General features: G+C 50.7%; 16 protein-coding genes and 2 pseudogenes. 12 read left to right on the top strand and 6 right to left on the bottom strand.

Annotated elements, in window-relative coordinates:
* Window positions 1-111: 111 nt before the first annotated feature.
* A pseudogene (locus GJ631_RS19390) lies at window positions 112-403 on the top strand (hypothetical protein); the annotation flags it as partial.
* Window positions 392-625 (top strand): annotated as a pseudogene (locus tag GJ631_RS18435) (DUF6735 family protein); the annotation flags it as partial. The pseudogenes GJ631_RS19390 and GJ631_RS18435, both read left to right, overlap by 12 nt.
* A gap of 228 nt (window positions 626-853) precedes the next feature.
* On the opposite strand, the gene GJ631_RS02750 reads toward GJ631_RS18435, so the two are convergent.
* From GJ631_RS02750 to GJ631_RS02765, 4 genes are all read right to left on the bottom strand, one after another.
* Window positions 854-2,473, bottom strand: coding sequence for an LA2681 family HEPN domain-containing protein (locus GJ631_RS02750; protein ID WP_370518540.1), 1,620 nt, complete (start codon window positions 2,471-2,473; stop codon window positions 854-856).
* A 2-nt stretch (window positions 2,474-2,475) separates the two neighbouring features.
* Window positions 2,476-2,772 (bottom strand): hypothetical protein, encoded by a 297-nt coding sequence (locus tag GJ631_RS02755; protein ID WP_156707677.1) that lies wholly within the window; start codon window positions 2,770-2,772, stop codon window positions 2,476-2,478.
* A gap of 58 nt (window positions 2,773-2,830) precedes the next feature.
* Window positions 2,831-3,262 carry a helix-turn-helix domain-containing protein gene (locus tag GJ631_RS02760; RefSeq protein WP_156707678.1) on the bottom strand — a complete coding sequence of 144 codons (432 nt, stop codon included), beginning with the start codon at window positions 3,260-3,262 and terminating at the stop codon, window positions 2,831-2,833.
* A gap of 220 nt (window positions 3,263-3,482) precedes the next feature.
* A complete protein-coding gene (locus tag GJ631_RS02765) occupies window positions 3,483-3,734 on the bottom strand; it encodes a winged helix-turn-helix domain-containing protein (protein WP_156707679.1) in 252 nt (83 codons plus the stop codon).
* Between the two features lie 124 nt (window positions 3,735-3,858).
* Between GJ631_RS02765 and GJ631_RS02770 the strand changes: the two genes are divergently transcribed.
* From GJ631_RS02770 to GJ631_RS02810, 9 genes are all read left to right on the top strand, one after another.
* The gene (locus GJ631_RS02770) at window positions 3,859-4,230 is read left to right on the top strand and encodes a hypothetical protein (RefSeq protein ID WP_231753867.1); all 372 of its coding nucleotides are present in this window, start codon (window positions 3,859-3,861) and stop codon (window positions 4,228-4,230) included.
* 138 nt (window positions 4,231-4,368) lie between these two features.
* Window positions 4,369-5,478, top strand: a complete 1,110-nt coding sequence (locus GJ631_RS02775; protein WP_197424762.1) for a PD-(D/E)XK nuclease family protein — start codon at window positions 4,369-4,371, stop codon at window positions 5,476-5,478.
* Window positions 5,465-6,046, top strand: a complete 582-nt coding sequence (locus tag GJ631_RS02780; protein WP_156707681.1) for a hypothetical protein — start codon at window positions 5,465-5,467, stop codon at window positions 6,044-6,046. Before GJ631_RS02775 ends, GJ631_RS02780 begins: the two co-directional genes overlap by 14 nt.
* Entirely contained in the window at window positions 6,043-6,564 is a 522-nt protein-coding gene (locus GJ631_RS02785) for a hypothetical protein (RefSeq protein WP_156707682.1), read from the top strand. Before GJ631_RS02780 ends, GJ631_RS02785 begins: the two co-directional genes overlap by 4 nt.
* Window positions 6,521-7,564, top strand: a complete 1,044-nt coding sequence (locus GJ631_RS02790; RefSeq protein WP_156707683.1) for a tyrosine-type recombinase/integrase — start codon at window positions 6,521-6,523, stop codon at window positions 7,562-7,564. The genes GJ631_RS02785 and GJ631_RS02790 overlap by 44 nt, the downstream gene beginning before the upstream one ends.
* Window positions 7,565-8,504: 940 nt before the next feature.
* Window positions 8,505-9,035 (top strand): hypothetical protein, encoded by a 531-nt coding sequence (locus tag GJ631_RS02795; protein WP_156707684.1) that lies wholly within the window; start codon window positions 8,505-8,507, stop codon window positions 9,033-9,035.
* The gene (locus GJ631_RS02800) at window positions 9,028-10,020 is read left to right on the top strand and encodes a site-specific integrase (protein ID WP_156707685.1); all 993 of its coding nucleotides are present in this window, start codon (window positions 9,028-9,030) and stop codon (window positions 10,018-10,020) included. Before GJ631_RS02795 ends, GJ631_RS02800 begins: the two co-directional genes overlap by 8 nt.
* A 1,112-nt stretch (window positions 10,021-11,132) precedes the next feature.
* Complete coding sequence (locus GJ631_RS02805) at window positions 11,133-12,260, top strand: site-specific integrase (protein WP_156707686.1); 1,128 nt, start codon at window positions 11,133-11,135, stop codon at window positions 12,258-12,260.
* Between the two features lie 215 nt (window positions 12,261-12,475).
* Complete coding sequence (locus tag GJ631_RS02810; protein WP_156707687.1) at window positions 12,476-12,826, top strand: hypothetical protein; 351 nt, start codon at window positions 12,476-12,478, stop codon at window positions 12,824-12,826.
* A gap of 18 nt (window positions 12,827-12,844) precedes the next feature.
* Here the strand turns inward: GJ631_RS02810 and GJ631_RS02815 are convergent, their stop codons facing one another.
* Window positions 12,845-14,788, bottom strand: coding sequence for an archaea-specific SMC-related protein (locus GJ631_RS02815; RefSeq protein WP_156707688.1), 1,944 nt, complete (start codon window positions 14,786-14,788; stop codon window positions 12,845-12,847).
* Window positions 14,789-15,327: 539 nt separating this feature from the next.
* Between GJ631_RS02815 and GJ631_RS02820 the strand changes: the two genes are divergently transcribed.
* Complete coding sequence (locus tag GJ631_RS02820) at window positions 15,328-16,092, top strand: IclR family transcriptional regulator (RefSeq protein WP_156707689.1); 765 nt, start codon at window positions 15,328-15,330, stop codon at window positions 16,090-16,092.
* A gap of 40 nt (window positions 16,093-16,132) precedes the next feature.
* Here GJ631_RS02820 and GJ631_RS02825 read toward each other — a convergent pair whose 3' ends face one another.
* Entirely contained in the window at window positions 16,133-16,978 is an 846-nt protein-coding gene (locus tag GJ631_RS02825) for an amidohydrolase family protein (RefSeq protein ID WP_156707690.1), read from the bottom strand.
* Window positions 16,979-17,009 lie beyond the last annotated feature (31 nt).

The following is a 17,009-nucleotide window of genomic DNA, read 5'->3' on the forward strand; positions in this document are numbered from 1 at the left end:
TAGGACAGTGTTGGCGCTAAACTCGCATATATGTTTGTATCTTCTCGTATAATCAAGAATGCGTTGCGAGCGAAGGGGTCCGGATATTGAAATGCGAAACCGACGGAAAGTATGAACCAACCGAAGCATAACCGATATTCTGACTTTGCGAAACTACGGCTGACTGGCGAGGCGTCCCATATTCCGGACACGAGGCTGGACGACGGGTGTGAAGGTAATCCTCGACGGTAACGCGCCACGACGAGCTCTGGTGGCTACCCCGATGCGCCGTCGACCACCGACAGCGAGTGCCGGTCCTGTATGGCGTCAGGTCCAGGCAGCCCGACAAAGTGCCGGTTCTGTCTTCCCAACCATCTCGGGAGTGTCGGCCACTAGCACGGCCGAGTCAGCGTCGACGACGTTCGAGGTGACCGCCTATCGGACGCTGTGGTTCGGGCTACAGTACGACTCGGAGACGGTCGAACAGGGAGGACGGTCGGGAACGGTGCGCTCGCGACGGTGCGCTGGTACGACGGCGAGACAGTACCTGAAATGGGAGCTGGCCGAACGAGTCGAAGACCGACAGGAGCTGCTCATCCCGGCTGGTGAATCTCCCTTCGAGAAGGCGACCCTGAATCACTCCTAGTTCCATTTGCTTCCTAGCAGCTGCTGGTTTTCTGAATGGCTGAACCCCGCCATAGGCTCGTGATAGGGCGCGTGGCACTCCCACCAGTTCGTCGAACCGGAAACCCGAAGAGACCAACCAACTGCCCTTAGGTTAGCGTGAGAAGCCAACGATAACACTCGTGGGGGAATGTTACTTCTGAGTCGGGAAGGCAGGGTTTCAACAAAGCCTCTCGGCCACAACCATTCGTCACTGGAGAGCGTTCCCAAGTGCCCCAAACTCGAGAGGCATAGCAGGCAACTCTCGGCTCGGCTTCTGTTCCTCTTCGAGATTGACAGAGAAGGCGAGGTAGATGAGTGCTGCTCGGGTTTTCCGCAGCATCGTGACTGCTTTTGTCTCAAATTCGTCTCGTGCCATCTTCGTCGCTAATTCATCTGTGAAATGACCCGCTTGTCGCTCCGTTGCCTCCCACGCTGTGAGTTTCACATACCGGTGCTCGACACCATTCCGCAGTTCAGTAAGCTCTCGCCCCGCCAAATCCAGCGAGTTCTCTATCCGTAGCGAATCATCTCGCAGGTCCTTACTCAACCAGTACAGTCCTCGAAGCGGCAGGTTCGCCCGGCCTGAAAATTTCTCTTGCAGGGTGCTCCCGTGCCGGTTCTGGAACCAGATGTCGGTAAATGAGACGTCCTCTGAGTCGCGGCCGCATTCGAAATAGTAGTTGATGAACTGCGCGATTTTGTCGAACAGAGAGTACGCTGTCCGGAGCGCAATCTTCAGCTGTTCACCGTACACAGAGTGAACGGGGTAATCCAGCGTATTCGTCAGATGGACGTCCGCATCCGCGAAGTGCGGGCCGTTTGGGTGACTCCCCTCGTACAGCAGATACCGGGCAGTCACGAACTCCTCGACCAAGTGATTCCATAACCCCAGACAAGTCACGATTCGTTCCGTCCGTGCGTCCTGCAGCTGGCCCAGATGGAGCGTATCTTGAGCAGCAATCGGCTCGTCCGTTACCTCATTCAGCGTGTTCAAGAAGAGACGATGCCGGAGACACCACCGTCGATACGCTCGCTCCTCGTCGCTATCCCCGAGGTCACTCTCCTCGAATTCAAGAATCTCATCAGACGGGGGCGGAGACTCGAACTCGGCTGCGATTCGGGTTTGATACCGCTCGAACTGTTGGACTGTGTTCTCAGGAGAGAGCCCTACGAGGCGGTCCATCTTGGCCTTCTCTAGTTCATCGTATGCTTTCTTCAGCAGAATTCCACGATGCCCGTTGTCGTAGTCATACCTCGCATATGTGTAGAAGCCGATGCCGCGTTGGCCGCGGGCGGGGAAAAAGTACGGTTGGCGGATTAGCGCCTCATTCCAAAAGTCAAACGCCTCGACGAACCGCCCGATGGTCGAATACAGATTTCCTAGGTTCGTGAACGACCGCCACTGTTCCAGGGGCGCGAGTTCGTCGACGGTATCCTCCTGAATTGCGAGGCGATAGTGCCGGATTGCGTGTTCCCGGTCGGTGTTCTCCCAGAGCCATTCGTCGCCCCGGTCGGCCTCCAAGGACATCCGGTTCGAATATGCTGTGCCAAGCCGGTAGTTCAACATTCCGCGGAGCTCGGCATCAAGCGAGGACGGGTCTAGGTCTTTGGCGAGGTCAATCCCTGCGGAGATTGCGATTCGACTGTCGATGTCGGCGCCGTGGTCAACGAGCCAGCCGATTACCCTGAGCTGATTCCATGGTGAGAGATTTTTGACTGACTCGACCATCTTCAGGCGGTCGATGACCTCTTCCCGATATTCGGGAAGCAGAGCCCGGAGTGACCGGACTTCTAAAGCTGTCAGACGAGAGGTTTGCTCTGTTTCCACGGTTAACGGTCGGGATCAGGGTGGCGGTGTATTCGATACTTGTGCTCCGGGCTCACTGCCTCGAGGGAGTCGTTGATGTCTTCGATTAGCGTTAACTCGTTCTCCTCGCCCCAGCCGTTACAGGTTAGGTGTTTTCGGTCCATTACTTCGCTGTCTTCCTCAATGGCACTCCCGGCGCTCTGGAGTTCAAAATAATGGGGGTCTCTGAATTCAAGCAGTTCATCGTTGGGGACCATCGATGACACCGTTTCGAGATCGAATACCGCTCGAACCATGAACACAGCAGTCAATACAATCATGTATTGTTTCTGTGTCATTTTGTCTTAGTACTGCTGTAATTCACACCGTAGAAGGGATTCAATAACGCCGATTGGTGTTAATCGCCTCAGTATCCACACTCGGACGCGGCTTCTCGATTAACTTGAGGAATTCTTCGCTATGGTCAATTTGATCAAACATTTCACTGAGCGGCCCCGGTGCGAACATGTTGTTGCGGTCAAACACCTCCCGAGCTTCATTCGTGAGGTGATAATATCGGCGTGGTTCACCAGGGCTCTGATCTGGAGAATTCTCGTATGCGACAACACCTGACTCGCGGAGTTTGTTCAGTCGCTTACTGATCTGTGACTTCGAAAGCGGAGGATTGAGAATCGCGAATTCTTTCGGTGAAACGAGGCCTTTCGGGTGGGCTACAATATCGGCGATAAGGCTAGCACACTCTTCGTTATCGACGGCACTAATTATCTCGACTGTTCGGTCAACGGTTGGTGAGGTGGTGTTGCCTTCCATACTTATCACATGCTATCGTTTCCATTAAAGATTTCTAGTAAGAGAAATCTTGGGATAAATCTGCTAATAGGTCCAAATATCCCCAACCGGTTGTAAGTATTTGACTACGCAGATCGTTAATCGCTGCACCCAAGAAGACGCTCATCGAAATATTCGAAATAGCTCGACCTCGGCCGAAGGCTTGGCTTCAACAGCTCTAACGCCCGTTGTATTGCCGGTCCTACTCAGGACGAACCGGCTTCGTTGTGGTGTGGCCAGGATACCACCAGACAGTATGCTTGCCGCTATGCTCCTTAGATTTGAGGAATCCTCTGTCTTCCAAGTCCTTCAGTCGCTTTAGTGCTCCTCGTCGTCCGATTTCGAGATCATCAGCGATTTCGCGAGTTGTGAGAACCGGATCTTCAGACGACATAAAAAGATTCAGAATTTCATCATCCGTGACTGTCGGTTTCCGACCGGGGCCATCATTCATCAACTAAATCGGCCGGATGGTGTCAGATATGAATTTGTTCCGGGAGAGGAACTAATACCTTGGAACGCATCTACTGGACACATGAACGAACGCCAATGCCCGACTACCTCCCATGGGAGTGTTTATGACCGAAATCGATTCGGAATTTTTGTCGAACTTGTACCATGCGCTTCGAGCAAACAGGAGACGGTTGGCAGTTCAAAAGCTGAAGGCTGCAGATGAGAACGTTCTCTCGGTTCGCAAACTTGCACGGGAAATAGCTGGCCACGAGATGGGGATTACCGCTCGGCAGGCTACTGGTGAACCCTACCGAAATGTGTACAACGCGCTTGCTCAGACGCATCTACCAACTCTCGCGGAGGTCGACATTATCATCTATGACCCGGAGCGTCAGACTGTTTCTCCCGGCCCGAACTTCACTATCGCACTACTTCTCATCATCGTGAATGAATCTACGGTCGACGCCCTCTACGGGTTTGGTAGCGTTGAAATATAGACGTCAACGGGTGATTGAGTAAGTCAGTGTACTCCTATCTCTATTCGTGAGTCAATATCCACCCCAATCCGAAGCCAGGAACGCTACTTTGGACAAGCAGACGCTTATCCAACCTTACTGCACGCTCTCTGTTATGGGGTGGTGAGGGTGGCCAGTAGACATCAGGCGGATGTACAGAATATCTACGCCAGAATAGGTAGTGAGGCATTCAGAGACTGGTATCAACACCGACAGACCGTAGAAAACATCCGAAATGGCCAGCCGTATTTCAACGGCCCTAGCCCGGTAACGCCACCGGAACGACACAGCCCAAGTCGTCTCTTGCAATGCCATCGAAAAACATACTATAGCCAGCTCAACGCTCCCGAGGAGACGACTGACCCTCGTGGAATCTTCTGGTTCGGAACGCATTTTGAAGAAGATCTCGTGCTCCCATTCCTCCAAGACGCTGTTGCTGATGAGGAGACGTTTGTCTGTAATTCTCTTTGGGTGGACTTCGTCGTCGAAACTGATGTAGGTGAAATACGTATTCGAGGTGAGACGGACCCTGTAGTCGTCGACTCCGATTCTACTCCTCTCCTGCTATTCGAGATTAAGACAAAGCGAACGGTCGACAACGTCACCGAACCCAATAGACATCACAAAGCCCAGGCGCATGCGTATATGCACGGTCTTTCTGAGAAGTACGAGAGAGACATCGATCAAGCCGTGATATTGTATGGGGGCCGGACGAGTCTCGAAATTCGGTCATTCCTCATTGAATTCGATGAGGCGTTCTGGAATGAGACTCTCATTACGTGGGCTGAGACCCAGACCACGTATCGCCTCGATGAAGAACTTCCGCCAGCAACTCCGGAATACAATTGGGAATGTGAATTTTGTCCGTATCGCGAACGATGCGGTGAAGGAGACCTGGCATATGGGGACAGTACCCCGACCGGATTACTTCCAGGGTTTCCTGAGTATCCGCGAAAAAAAGTAGTCGATTATCTTGAGGCTCACCAAGGGGTGGGACTCACTCCGACGCTTGCATGGGAATACCCCGACCTCGCGGAAGAGTATCGCGTATACGACTGGCAATGTAGCCGTTGTGACGCCACCCACGATTGGCAGATAGAAAACTCGACAGAGACTGACTATTCTACTCCTGACTGTCCCGCGTGTACTGGTATCGGTCCGCCCGGACAACTCGTTGATCCTGGACTCAACGAGCAACAACCACCGGAGGGAATCAATGGCGGCACGTAACTGGTACAGCGCCGATGAAACCCGAGAGAGTTGGCTGTTCTTGCTTTTAGATGTAGAACAGCACTCAGAGAACCCCACTCCTAATTTGGATGAATCAACTGATGGTGCCTCCTACATCTGTAGTTGGGAGCTTGGGATTGGGAATGCTGCCGGGTTAACTGAGTCTCACGCTGCTCGTATCGGTATCGGTAAGACCACCACTGAGACGGAATTACTTGAGGAACTGTACAGCCGGCTGAACCCGTATCGGTATTTGGATGTCGTCCTGATTACACCCTCAACCGAAACGCTTCAATTTCTCCGACGCCGTTTGGTATGCAATTCAGGAATCGACAAGCCATCGCTTCGAGGCTTCTATCATGCAGAGTTTGAGAATATCTTGGAGCAATATTTTGGCCAGACACTCGAAGACTTCGAACTAAACGAATTTGCACGAAGCCGTCCATCTGAGGCTTACCGAAATTCAGCGAAAGCCGCCGCTTCGGGCAGCATTGAGAATTATTGGCGGATATGGGCCCAAGTATTCAGCCTATTCCCTCCGGACGAGTTGCGAGGTGCCCCCCTATGAGTCGTGAAGATGGGCCGGTGTTTATTCGGCGGAAGTTCACCATCCCAGAGCCTCAAGATGCCGTGTTAGTTAATTTGGCCGATCGGCACTATCAGGGAAATGTAAGTCTCTGTCTTCGGGCTGCTATCGAAGATCACAGAGAGTCCCTGAACGGCCAAGGCAAACTTGCAACGCAACGTCTTGCAGGGCAGGTGGATTCAATCAGAATCCAACAGGAAGAGATTCTGGATGAGATTACTGAGATTCGGGGAGAAATACTGGAGGTGCCGCAGGATGAAATTGCCTCGTCTAAACGACTCGGAATGTCCGACGAGATGTGGCGCCTCTACAGTAGAATGAATGAGGCAAAAAGGCCTCTTCGGGTGGATGATTTAATCGAGCAGTTGGAATTACCGCTCTCTCGTGTTCAACCTGCCCTAGGTCAGCTCATCGATCAAGCGTATGTGGTTGAAATAGAGGAAGGGAGCCATCGCTATGGACTTCCTGGATATTGCCAAACTGGTGGATTCAATGAATGAGGAGTCCCAATCGCCGGTCAAATACCGGGTACCCGACGAATACGCTCAGGAATATCTGCGCCGCAATGACGGGATTGTTCTTGCGAAAACGACGGTCAAATCGTACGACTCTCTATTGACACAGTACGTCGAATTCCTACACAGTCGAGATTGTTCTGTACTGGATGCTCAATTGGAGGATGTCGTTTGCTTCATCGAGGATTGTGTACGACACGGTAATCGTGAATCAACCATACAAGGTAAGCTGACGACAATAAGTGAGCTCTATCGATACATCCGACTCTGGACCGACGCAGGTGACGAACTCGCATTAGAGCCCTTACGACTCAGACAAATAGACACTAGCAAATATCGGACGCCCCAGCCGATAGAACGAGTTGCGCTCTCTCGGGAAGAGATTCGTAGACTCTTCGATTCGTTCAACAGCTATCGAAATCGGTTAATCGCGATTGTCGCGATTGAAACCGCGCTGCGAAACTCTGACCTCCGGAGTATCCGAATAGAAGATGTCGATATTGAAGCCTCTACAATCTACGTTCCTAACCCCAAAAACTCGAAGCCCTACATCGTCCCGATAAGTGATGAATTATCGTATGAACTCGAAATTTGGATTCGTGGGCACCGTGGGGGATTCGCACTAGGAGGTCCGTATCTATTTCCTGGTCAGACGAAAGAACAGCTCGGCCGGAATGAAAGCTTGAACAAAATCATCGTTGATGCCGCTGAAAAAGCAGGGATTCAGGGCGTGATTGGTCGATCTCGACTGTCCACCAAGCAGCAGCAAATGATGAATACAGAGAAGGAATACAGAGAGTGGAAACGGGTCACGGTACATACTCTTCGTCATTCTTGTATCACTTTACTCGAGGAAGCAGGTGTGAGTCTACCTTACAGGCAACTCATTGCGAATCACTCCACCTCTGAGACGACCAAAGGATACTCACATGGCTCGAGAGATGGGTTCGAGTCTATTCGAGCGAAGTTTGATCCACCGCGATAATCTGCCATATCTACACGATTTTGATGTTTTAAAGTACTTTCCCAACAGGTGCAATCTGTGAGAGTTACCGTATAATTCAACTTAATTTTATTCTCACATTCACTGCGGAGCTCCCTATCTACGGTAGTTGACTTGGTGCTGTTTCGATGGTCTGATTATTGTTCTTTTGAAGCACTCATAATATAATTGGTATGAATATTCCAGTTTTGATTCTGGAGTAGATACCGAATAAATACCCTCTGTTAGTCTGTATGCAGCCTGTTTCTAACGAAAACTGCTCCTGAATAAGATGCACCGATTTAATTTGCCGAAATGAGGCGCTTTAGACATCATATTATCCGGTTTCCCATCTGTCTCCGCACTAGTATCTTCTAATAAATAAATAAAATAATGTATTATCTATTACTGAATAGTCTGTTAGTTACTGTTGGTTGATTAACAGTCACGCCACTCTTTCGAGAGTTCTTAGCCTTAACCGTCGACCTCCATTAATACCAGCAACAATTGCGGCAATATGGTTCTGAATACTTATAGCCTTTAACATAATGTATTGGTTTCTATTACAAAATAAATAGAGAAAGTAAAAATACCATACCAAGTTCCATTATACTTACTGGTTTGCAATATTCTTACGTCTATAATTAACCAAAAGTTATAATCTTCTTTGGCGTAATCGTCACACACCGGCTCGATGACATCGCAGATCATGGACTGTGCAGTTGTGCCATAATCTGCCCGGGGAGGCCACCCCGGACATAGAGCCGGTCTCGAACAATGCAAACACCAGCTCTAGCGGCCAATAGCGGCCGCACTGTAAAAAAGCACGTGAACCGTTCAGAAGGCGTAACCAAAAGCAACCGTTTGGGGTTCTCTTCTGTTGAAGCCGATAGTGTCCCCGCGTTTTCAGTCTGTATCGCGCAGATTATGAGGTGGACATAGCATGCCTGAAAATCAATCAGGCAATGGGTCTCGATTCAATGCTCGGCGGTTTACTCTAACTGAATATCATGATGACCGTCTGAATGAAATAGCTGAGAACTGCTATGGTGGAAATGCCAGCTTGTGTGTTCGGAATGCGATCGAGGACCACTCGCAGACGCTTGAGGGGAGCGGAGATAATCTCCTTAGGGAAATGTCCGTTCAATTGGATCAGATTGAGAAGATTTTGCTTGAATCCGACTGTGAGGAATCCACATCTCAGAGAGATAAGCCATCAAGAGAGAATCCAAATGCATTCAATATCCCCTCAGAGCAACAATTAAGTGATGGAACTGGTGAGGTGTTCGAATATATTCTTGAAAACCATCCCAATAGAACAACGTTCGAATCAATCCTCACAGAAATTCCCGGATCAAAAACCGATGTTTCTCGGTGTCTCTTGGAGTTACAAGAATTAGGCCGGATTAATACTGAAGGTGTAGACTCTGTCACATTCGGTATTAATCAATCAGGAGGACAAATTGATGACTGATCCTCATCGAGTCCGCCATGAGGTCTCTAAGAATTGGCTAGAGCTTAGAAAGGCGAGGAAATCTACAGAGCACAGTATTCGATTATCGGCATGTAACGAGCGGCAGTATGTTGATTTCTTGCGGGATCTGGGTGTTGATTTGCTATCTGAAGATTTTAAACATTATTTGAAATTCTTATCGTACAAAACGTCCTTGGGAAGAGCGGAAGAAACCGTGAGGGGGTACAAGACAACCATTCAGAATATATATCACTATGTTGATACCTTATCTGACAAGACTGCAAATTTGTCTTATGAAATTATCAAAGGACACAGTCTAAGGGGGTATTCTTTTGCCGGAGGATTTGAACGGCAAGCATTGACCATCGAAGAAGTTGAAAAATTATTGAGTTCCTTCAAATATCTACGAAATAAACTAATGGCCTTTACTGTATTTTGTACAGGCTTACGAAATAAGGCAATTCGTAACCTCCGGCTTGATGATATTGATTACGAACAATCAACAATTCGAGTTAGAAACCCCAAGGGTGGAGGTCCGGCTTACTCAGCTGCCATGCCTCAAATTCTTTCGCTCAAATTAAAACAATGGGAAAAGGTTGGGCGGAAAAGCCACTCATCACCGATGGAGCACAACTACGTATTTCCCTCGAAAAAGGGTATTGGGAAACTCGGGTGCAACGCATCTTTTGGTATACCTGTTAAAAAAGCAGCTGAACGCGCTGGTATTCAGGATATTTTAGGAACAACTACCGAAACTAGAAATGGAAAAGAAATAACGAGAAAATGGTCAAAAGTCACGCCACATGCCCTACGGCACACCTATATTACATTTCTTAAGAACTCTGGGGCACCTAGTGAGGCGAGGCAGCAAGCAGCGAATCATAGCGATATGTCCACAACAAAGAGATACGAACATACTGAGGGGGAATACGATAACATAATTCGTTCGATTTTTGACTCACAAAAAAGACTACGCGATTTCTAATCCTCTTCCAGACCTATCTGATTTACTACTTCTTCAATAAGTATACGCGATTTAGCCGATGGTCACTCAGTAGCCACTACAGTTGGTAAAAGACGGGTTTGAAGACTCAAAATGGCCATTCAGTGGCCATCAGCTGATCTCAGGGGGACTATCCAGCACAAATGGTGGTGTAGCAGGGGGGGTCGTATGAACCACTTCCATCGAGGGACACCGGCCCAAGCGAGGTCTCTGGAAGGTGCAGTTGACCGGTTTTGCAGCGAACTCACTGATTCAGTTTCTGACCCAACAGTCTCTTCTTATCGAACTACCCTCTCAAGCTTTATTGAGTGGTACTCGGAAAATAGCGAACCTCGGTCACTACCAACAGCGGACCACGCGTATTTGTTCATACGACATGCAGTCATACAATTAGAGAAATCCATAGACACGGCTTCCGGATATGCATCTTCCCTCTCGAACTTTCTAGCCTACATCAGATCTCGAAGTCCGAGAGCTACAAAAATCGAAGTCGTGGCAAATCTCATAACGAGTGACTCTCCCCGACTGCAAGCCCTCGCACAAAATCTCTCGACGATTGTTGCTCGAAGCACCTCAACAAAAACAGCTCTCTCGAGAGCTGTCAACTGTCTCCTAATGTATCTGCGCCAATGTCTGTTTGGCTCCCGCGTTCACGTCTATTCGGAACTGTTGATTGAGTCGAAAAGCTGCGTGGAACAACTTGTGCAGATTGACTGTGCTGATATTAATCTCCAGCAAGGGACCGTCACAGTGGATGTTTCGCAGGATTACGTTGTGGGCAGCGCAGGGTTGGTTAGCAAATACACTGCCAGCATTTCGGAGCTAACCTGTGAAGCACTTAAAATGTACCTCGAGCACGAACGAGAACCCGTGAGCGGCAATAATGAGCCACTCTTTACCTCTCGAAATGGGCGGATGAGTGTCTCGACTCTCCGTCGTTCAATAGGAGATGCGAGCCGTACCGCCTCTCAGTTCCCAGTAGAACAGCTTGACGTATGTACTCCTAGTCACAACCCCAGCAGGTTATCCATGCCGGTTCCACTCTCTCCTAATGATCTCTACCAGTACGCTGCTTTGGAGGCGATTACGCCATCATGAGCGAAGAAATAGCAACTGTGTTGTCTGAGATTGATGACCCTGAGATTGTAGATCAAATCCTCCAAGTGGTCAACTCCACCGGGGAGACAAATAATCCATTAGGCGACAGTTCGACTTCTGCTACCCTTTCGGAGCTCTATCAACGATTTCTTTCACGGAGACAGAATCGTAGTCCAGCAACGAAAGCCCAGTACAAGCGTACAATTCCTGATTTTGTCGACTTTGCTAATGAGCGAAATATTACGTCCCCTGGCCAGCTTTCAACGGAAGTCGTCGACGCCTACGTTGATGAACTCCAAGGTGAGTACGATTCGGATGCAACCGTACTCACCTATACGAAGAACGTTCGAGGATGGCTTCGGTGGCTCAACGAGCGCCAATTGTGTGGTGAAGCGGTGTACCGAATTCTTGATAAGCAAGAATTAGGATTGACCCCAACTGCTCGAGACGAGGCGATACCGAAGAGAGTGATAACTGCTGTACTCGACAATCTCCAAAAGCATCGTCGAGGATCGCGACTCCACGCACTCGTCGCGCTCTTTTGGAACGCAGGTCCTCGTATCGGGGGTGTCCATTCACTCGATGTCGATGATTTTGATACACAGGACAACGAACTCCGATTTCGTCATCGTCCCGAGAGTGGTACACGGTTGAAAAATGGCGATGACGATACCGGTTCCAGCGGCGATGGGGAACGGAATATCGTCCTTGAGGACACCGTCGCGGACGCGCTCCAGCTCTACATTCAGGTGGGGCGTCCAGCCGCTACTGACGAGTTTGGACGGAAGCCTCTATTTGCAACTGAATATGGCCGAGCTGCCCGATCGACGCTTCGACGGTGGGTCTACGAAGCAACGGGCTGTCGGTGGCAGCCTCAAACGAATTCTCATTCGTGTTGTGATGGTGGCTGCAATCCAGATTCGGACCCCTGCAACCAATCTTACTATCCCCATGCTATTCGACGTGGGTCGATTGTCAACCATCTCAGCGGTGGTTTGCGGCGGGAGTTGGCTAGTGAACGATTCGATGTCTCAGTTAAAGTCATCAAGAAACACTACGACCCCCGTACCGAGCAGGATAGATTGAATGATCGACGGCAGGCGGTAAAGGGTGCTTGGGAATAGCGACGACTCAGGATATAGAAACAGACTCTCGTCCTGTTGTCGATCCGATTCCGTTCCTCACCGACGGATGATTGTGATACCCAATCCTGGGTGCCATTGGAGGGGCTGAACATATTCGAGTTCCACCGGACTAGGTGCAAAGGGCGAAGGGCATGGACTCACAAAACTATAACAAATGAAAACGCTTACGTATTCATGCGTAATACGTTGTGTATATGCGATATAGAACGCTGCTCGAACAAACGATTGAGACGTGGGAAGACGGATACGGCGTCGTCCAAATCGTCACGCCGGAAGAGACAGAGGACAACCAGCTCCGATTCTGCTACTACAAGGACGGTGAGTTCGTCAATCGGCCGCTCACAATCGCTCCCACACCGGAGGTTGCAGAGCAAACCGGCGAAGTCATCGACACGATGTCGAGTCTCGCACGCACCTTCTCGCCCGACGAAATCGAAGCGCTCGTCGAGGAGTTGGGCGAAGAGAAAATCCTCGAGTTGTCCGTCCTCATCGAGGAACTCGGGAAGAGCCGGCTCAAAGAAATCCTCGACGAGAAAACCGACTGAATCTCCAGGTGGTGAATCTTAGATTTCGGTAATCCGATTGTAGGAGTCGTCCAGTGCTTGGGCGTCTTCGGTCAGTAGCGCGACGACGAGGAAGTCGCTGTAGCCGGCGAAGTAGTCGACGAGGCGGCTGATGCGGTCGGAATCAATCGCTTCCAGGGAGTCGAGCAGCATGAACGGGACGGTCTCGTACACCTCGTGGGCGAGATAGCCCGCGAGGGCGAAGATTAGCCCTGTTACTTCGCGCTCACTCTCGGAGAGGTTCGTTATCGAATCCTCGTAGGTCGTTCCCGACTCGGTTTGGCGGATGATGTGTAACTCGAAGACGCTCTTGGTTACCTTTCGACGGCCCTCGCGGACCTGCTGTTCCGTTCGTTCGAGCCAGATTCGAGCGATGTTCTCGTAGTCGAGCGTCTCCAACACCGTGTCCATGTGGTCGTTGAACCCCTCGATGGCTTGCTGTTCGATACGTTCGATTTTCGTCCGCAATTCCTCGATTTCGTCGTTGATGGCTTCGCGACGACTCTTGAGGTCGCTCTCTTCGTCGAGTCGGGCTTCGATGGACGAGATGTTGTCTTCGATGCGCTCTAGGTCACTCTCGAGGGATCCGAGGTCGTACTCGAGCTGGTTGGCCTCCTTGTGCAACTCAAGGAGTTCCTCGTTGGATTCGTCTTCCAGCTCTTCGACCTCTGCTTCGACGGTTTTGATTTCCTCCCGGAGGTCGTCTCGACGTTCGGTTAGGGTTTGAATCCGGGCTTCAGTGTCTTCGATTTCAGATTCGAGTTCTCGTTGGCGGCGCTCGAGGCGTTCGCGTTGGCGCTGTTGGTCTTGGCGTTCGCGGCGCTGCTCTTTGAGGTCATCGAGTTCCGCGTCAATCTCGTTGATGTCGCTGACGGTGTCTTTGCTGAGGTCTTGGAGTTTTTCGACGGTGGTTTCGATTTGGTCGGCTTCGACATCGCTGCCGCAGGTCCAACACGTGATGGTGTCGTCGGGCAGTAGTTCGTCAGTCACGTCGTCGTTTTCAGCGCTGGTCTGGAGGGCGTCGAAGACGCCGTTGCCCGCATCTTCGAGCATGTCTTGGTTGAACCCGATGACGCTCTGGAGTTCGTTGACTTCGGATTCCAGGGCCTGTTTTTCACTTCGGAGTTGGTCGATTTTGGATTCGATTTCGTCGAGGTCGCCAGCGGGCGTCTCGGGGAGGTTCTCGTAGTCGTCTTCGACCTCTTGTTTTTCGGCCTGAAGCGATTGGAGGCTGTCTTCTTCGGTTTCGAGTTCGTATCGGACGGTTTCGAGGTCTGAGCGTTTCGAGCGGAGGACTTCGAGTGTGTTTTCGAGTTCGGCTTTGTCGTCGCGGCTCTGTTCGACGTCGGTGTCCCGCTCCTCGATGTCGGCTTCGAGGTCTTGGAGTTCGGCTTGTTTCTCCTCGATTTGCTGTTGGAGTTGGGTGCGTTCTTCTTCGAGGGAGGGGAGGCGGTTTTTGAGTGAGTCGAGTTCGTCGAGTTCGTCGGAGAGCTGCCGTCGTTCGTCGAGGAGTCGGTCGATTTGGGCTTGAATTTCGTCAGTGTCGACCGGTCGCATAATGATGTCACGGAGGTTCGCATCGGTGACGACGGCGCGTCGGGCCTCGTTAGATTCAAGCAAGAACGCGAAGAGGTCGGCAACGGTTGGGTCGTCGAGATAAGGGTCGCCGCTGGTTTGAATCGTGCCGTTGCGGCGCTGGAGCGTCCGGGTGTACGTGTTTCCATCGATGGTGAGTTCGACGTGTGCTTCGTCGGCGTCAGCTTTGATAGAGACGTTGTCGCTGCCGAGAGCTGCCATGATTGATTGTAGCAGCGAGGTTCGGTTGGTGGCGTTTCGGCCCGAGAGGATTGTTATCCCTGGTTCGAAGGTGAGTTCCGTCTCGTCGATACCACCGATGTTACGAACGGAAAGCGCTCCTTTCGGTTCAACTTTTTTTGTACTCATATGTCTGGATTAATGTGCGGGTCACACATTAACGCTTTGCAATTCTGATAGACAATAACAATCCTAACATCGTTATGGAATGTTCGAATCGCTTGGTACGATTCAGTTTTCGGTGCCAAGATCGACACTGTCGTGTTTGAGACGCCGTTGCACCTGATTCCATTATTACCTTGTAGAGCTGGCCCAGAAACATACTCCCTGATACATATGACAAGTAGATACTTCATCAGCTATAGGGCCAGTTCACTATGAGATAACAAGCATAACGCTGTTATCAAAACTGTGGTCCTCGTTCACACGGGCCGAACACAAGTTCGCTAAGACTGCCATTCAAATCTGTCTCTTTCTGAAGAATTGTGTTATAAATAAGAGTATAGTAGTATACATATCTAAATTATGTGCGAAAAATATGTTGTGTGGTTGTTCAAATATGTTTCTTGTTCTGTTCCTTAAACCCGAACATCAACACTAAACTGAATGTTTATTTTCCGCCTACCAGCACAAGTGTTTTTATACCGGGCGCATATTCGTGGAATAGGATGAAGCCAACCCGAACGGTGAAGACGGCCGACACACTTCTCAGCGTGATTAACCAGCTACAGGCGCTGAACGGTGCCGGCGTTACGGAGTTGGCAACCCACCTAGAGATGGCGAAAAGCACTGTCCATGACCACCTCATGACGCTACACGAGCATGGATATGTGGTCAAGGAGGACGACACGTATTACCTTTCTCTTCGCTTTCTGGATCACGGAAGCTACACCCGTGAGCGTCTTGCTCTCAAAGAAGCCGTCACTCCGCCGATTAGTCAGCTGGCGGACGACACTGAGGAGACGGTTTGGTTCGTGGTTGAGGAGCGTGGTCAGGCAGTCTATCTCTATCGAGAGATTGGAGAACGGGGAGTTGACCTCGTTTGTCGGTCCGGTACCCGGACCGGCCTCCACGCGACGGCTGCGGGCAAAGTGATACTGGCTGGGTACTCAGACGAGCGGGTCAGGGAAATCACGGACAAGCAAGGGTTTGACCAGAAGACGCCGAAAACTATCGCGGACACGGAAACCCTACTGAAAGACCTCAAAGACATACGAGATACCGGTATTGCTGTGACTTCCGATGAGACCAACCGTGGGGTAAAATCGGTTGCTGTAGCGGTGTCCGGCACAGAGGAAATCTACGGCTCAGTCGTCGTTTCAGGACCACGCCAGCGTCTGACGGGTGAACACCTCGAAGATACGAAATCCCTTATTCGTTCGGCAGCCAACGAAATCGAACTCCGAATTGATAACGATGTCTGCTTCCGTTGAGTGTTCCCAAGGGCCGAACGGAACGTTGCTTCGTGATTATTTACAGGTTGAAGACGCGTCGAGCGTTCTCAGAGAGCAGTTTTCGCTCCGACTCGGTACCCAGATTCAGGTCTGACACACCTGCCAGAGTTTCCCCAATCTCGATAGTTGGGTAACTCGTTCCCCATATCACTTTGTCCTGTCCCCGCCCTCGGACAAAATCGACGAATTCCGTCTCCCAATATTGGGGAGAGTGTCCGGTCGTCGAGATGTAGACGTTCGGATGGGTCCATGCCAGTGCGGTCGCTTCGGTGGTCCACGGCCAGCCGATATTTGCCGCGACGATGTCTAGACTGGGAAATTCAAGTGCGATGTCGTCGAGGTACTTCGGACGCCCCGGATCGTTTGGCATCCGGACTGCCGTATGACCAATCTGAATTATCACTGGAATGTCGAGTTCGGCACACTTCGCATAGAAGGGATAGTACCGTCGATGGTTGGTTGGCAAATGGAATCCGTGGGGAACGATGTGTGCACCGACAAATCCGTGCTCCTCCACGTACCGCTCAAGTCTGTGAACGCCTTCCATCCCAGTGAACGGATCAATCCCGACCAAGCCTTTGAAACGGTCCGGGTTCTCTTCACAGATATCCGCAACCAAACTTTCCGGGATTTTTACTCCATCTCGCGGATTATTATCACCGTCGAACTTCAAAGATGGAATAAGAGCCATATCCACGTTGTAGGCGTCCATATAGTCGACGAACTCAGCCGGCGTTTGTCCGGCATCTTGGTACAGTCCTTCTTCCCCCACGAGGTCTGCGATATCCTGAATCGCAGAAGCTGCCATTCGTTCCGTAGCATCCTCCGTGAACGGGTTCACCCAGATATCTATCGCGCCCGTCACAATGTCTCACCTCCGCTGAAACTCTCCATCT

It is taken from the genome of Natronomonas sp. CBA1123, assembly GCF_009741925.1.
Lineage (GTDB): Archaea > Halobacteriota > Halobacteria > Halobacteriales > Haloarculaceae > Natronomonas.

Bases quoted from the DNA above. Each gene is read 5' to 3' on its own strand.
- GJ631_RS02810 (WP_156707687.1), top strand. From the start codon at position 12,476: ATGCGATATAGAACGCTGCTCGAACAAACGATTGAGACGTGGGAAGAC.
- GJ631_RS02800 (WP_156707685.1), top strand. From the start codon at position 9,028: ATGACTGATCCTCATCGAGTCCGCCATGAGGTCTCTAAGAATTGGCTA.
- GJ631_RS02760 (WP_156707678.1), bottom strand. From the start codon at position 3,262: ATGGAAGGCAACACCACCTCACCAACCGTTGACCGAACAGTCGAGATA.
- GJ631_RS02780 (WP_156707681.1), top strand. From the start codon at position 5,465: ATGGCGGCACGTAACTGGTACAGCGCCGATGAAACCCGAGAGAGTTGG.
- GJ631_RS02770 (WP_231753867.1), top strand. From the start codon at position 3,859: ATGACCGAAATCGATTCGGAATTTTTGTCGAACTTGTACCATGCGCTT.
- GJ631_RS02765 (WP_156707679.1), bottom strand. From the start codon at position 3,734: ATGAATGATGGCCCCGGTCGGAAACCGACAGTCACGGATGATGAAATT.
- GJ631_RS02820 (WP_156707689.1), top strand. From the start codon at position 15,328: ATGAAGCCAACCCGAACGGTGAAGACGGCCGACACACTTCTCAGCGTG.
- GJ631_RS02755 (WP_156707677.1), bottom strand. From the start codon at position 2,772: ATGATTGTATTGACTGCTGTGTTCATGGTTCGAGCGGTATTCGATCTC.
- GJ631_RS02795 (WP_156707684.1), top strand. From the start codon at position 8,505: ATGCCTGAAAATCAATCAGGCAATGGGTCTCGATTCAATGCTCGGCGG.
- GJ631_RS02785 (WP_156707682.1), top strand. From the start codon at position 6,043: ATGAGTCGTGAAGATGGGCCGGTGTTTATTCGGCGGAAGTTCACCATC.
- GJ631_RS02815 (WP_156707688.1), bottom strand. From the start codon at position 14,788: ATGAGTACAAAAAAAGTTGAACCGAAAGGAGCGCTTTCCGTTCGTAAC.
- GJ631_RS02805 (WP_156707686.1), top strand. From the start codon at position 11,133: ATGAGCGAAGAAATAGCAACTGTGTTGTCTGAGATTGATGACCCTGAG.
- GJ631_RS02790 (WP_156707683.1), top strand. From the start codon at position 6,521: ATGGACTTCCTGGATATTGCCAAACTGGTGGATTCAATGAATGAGGAG.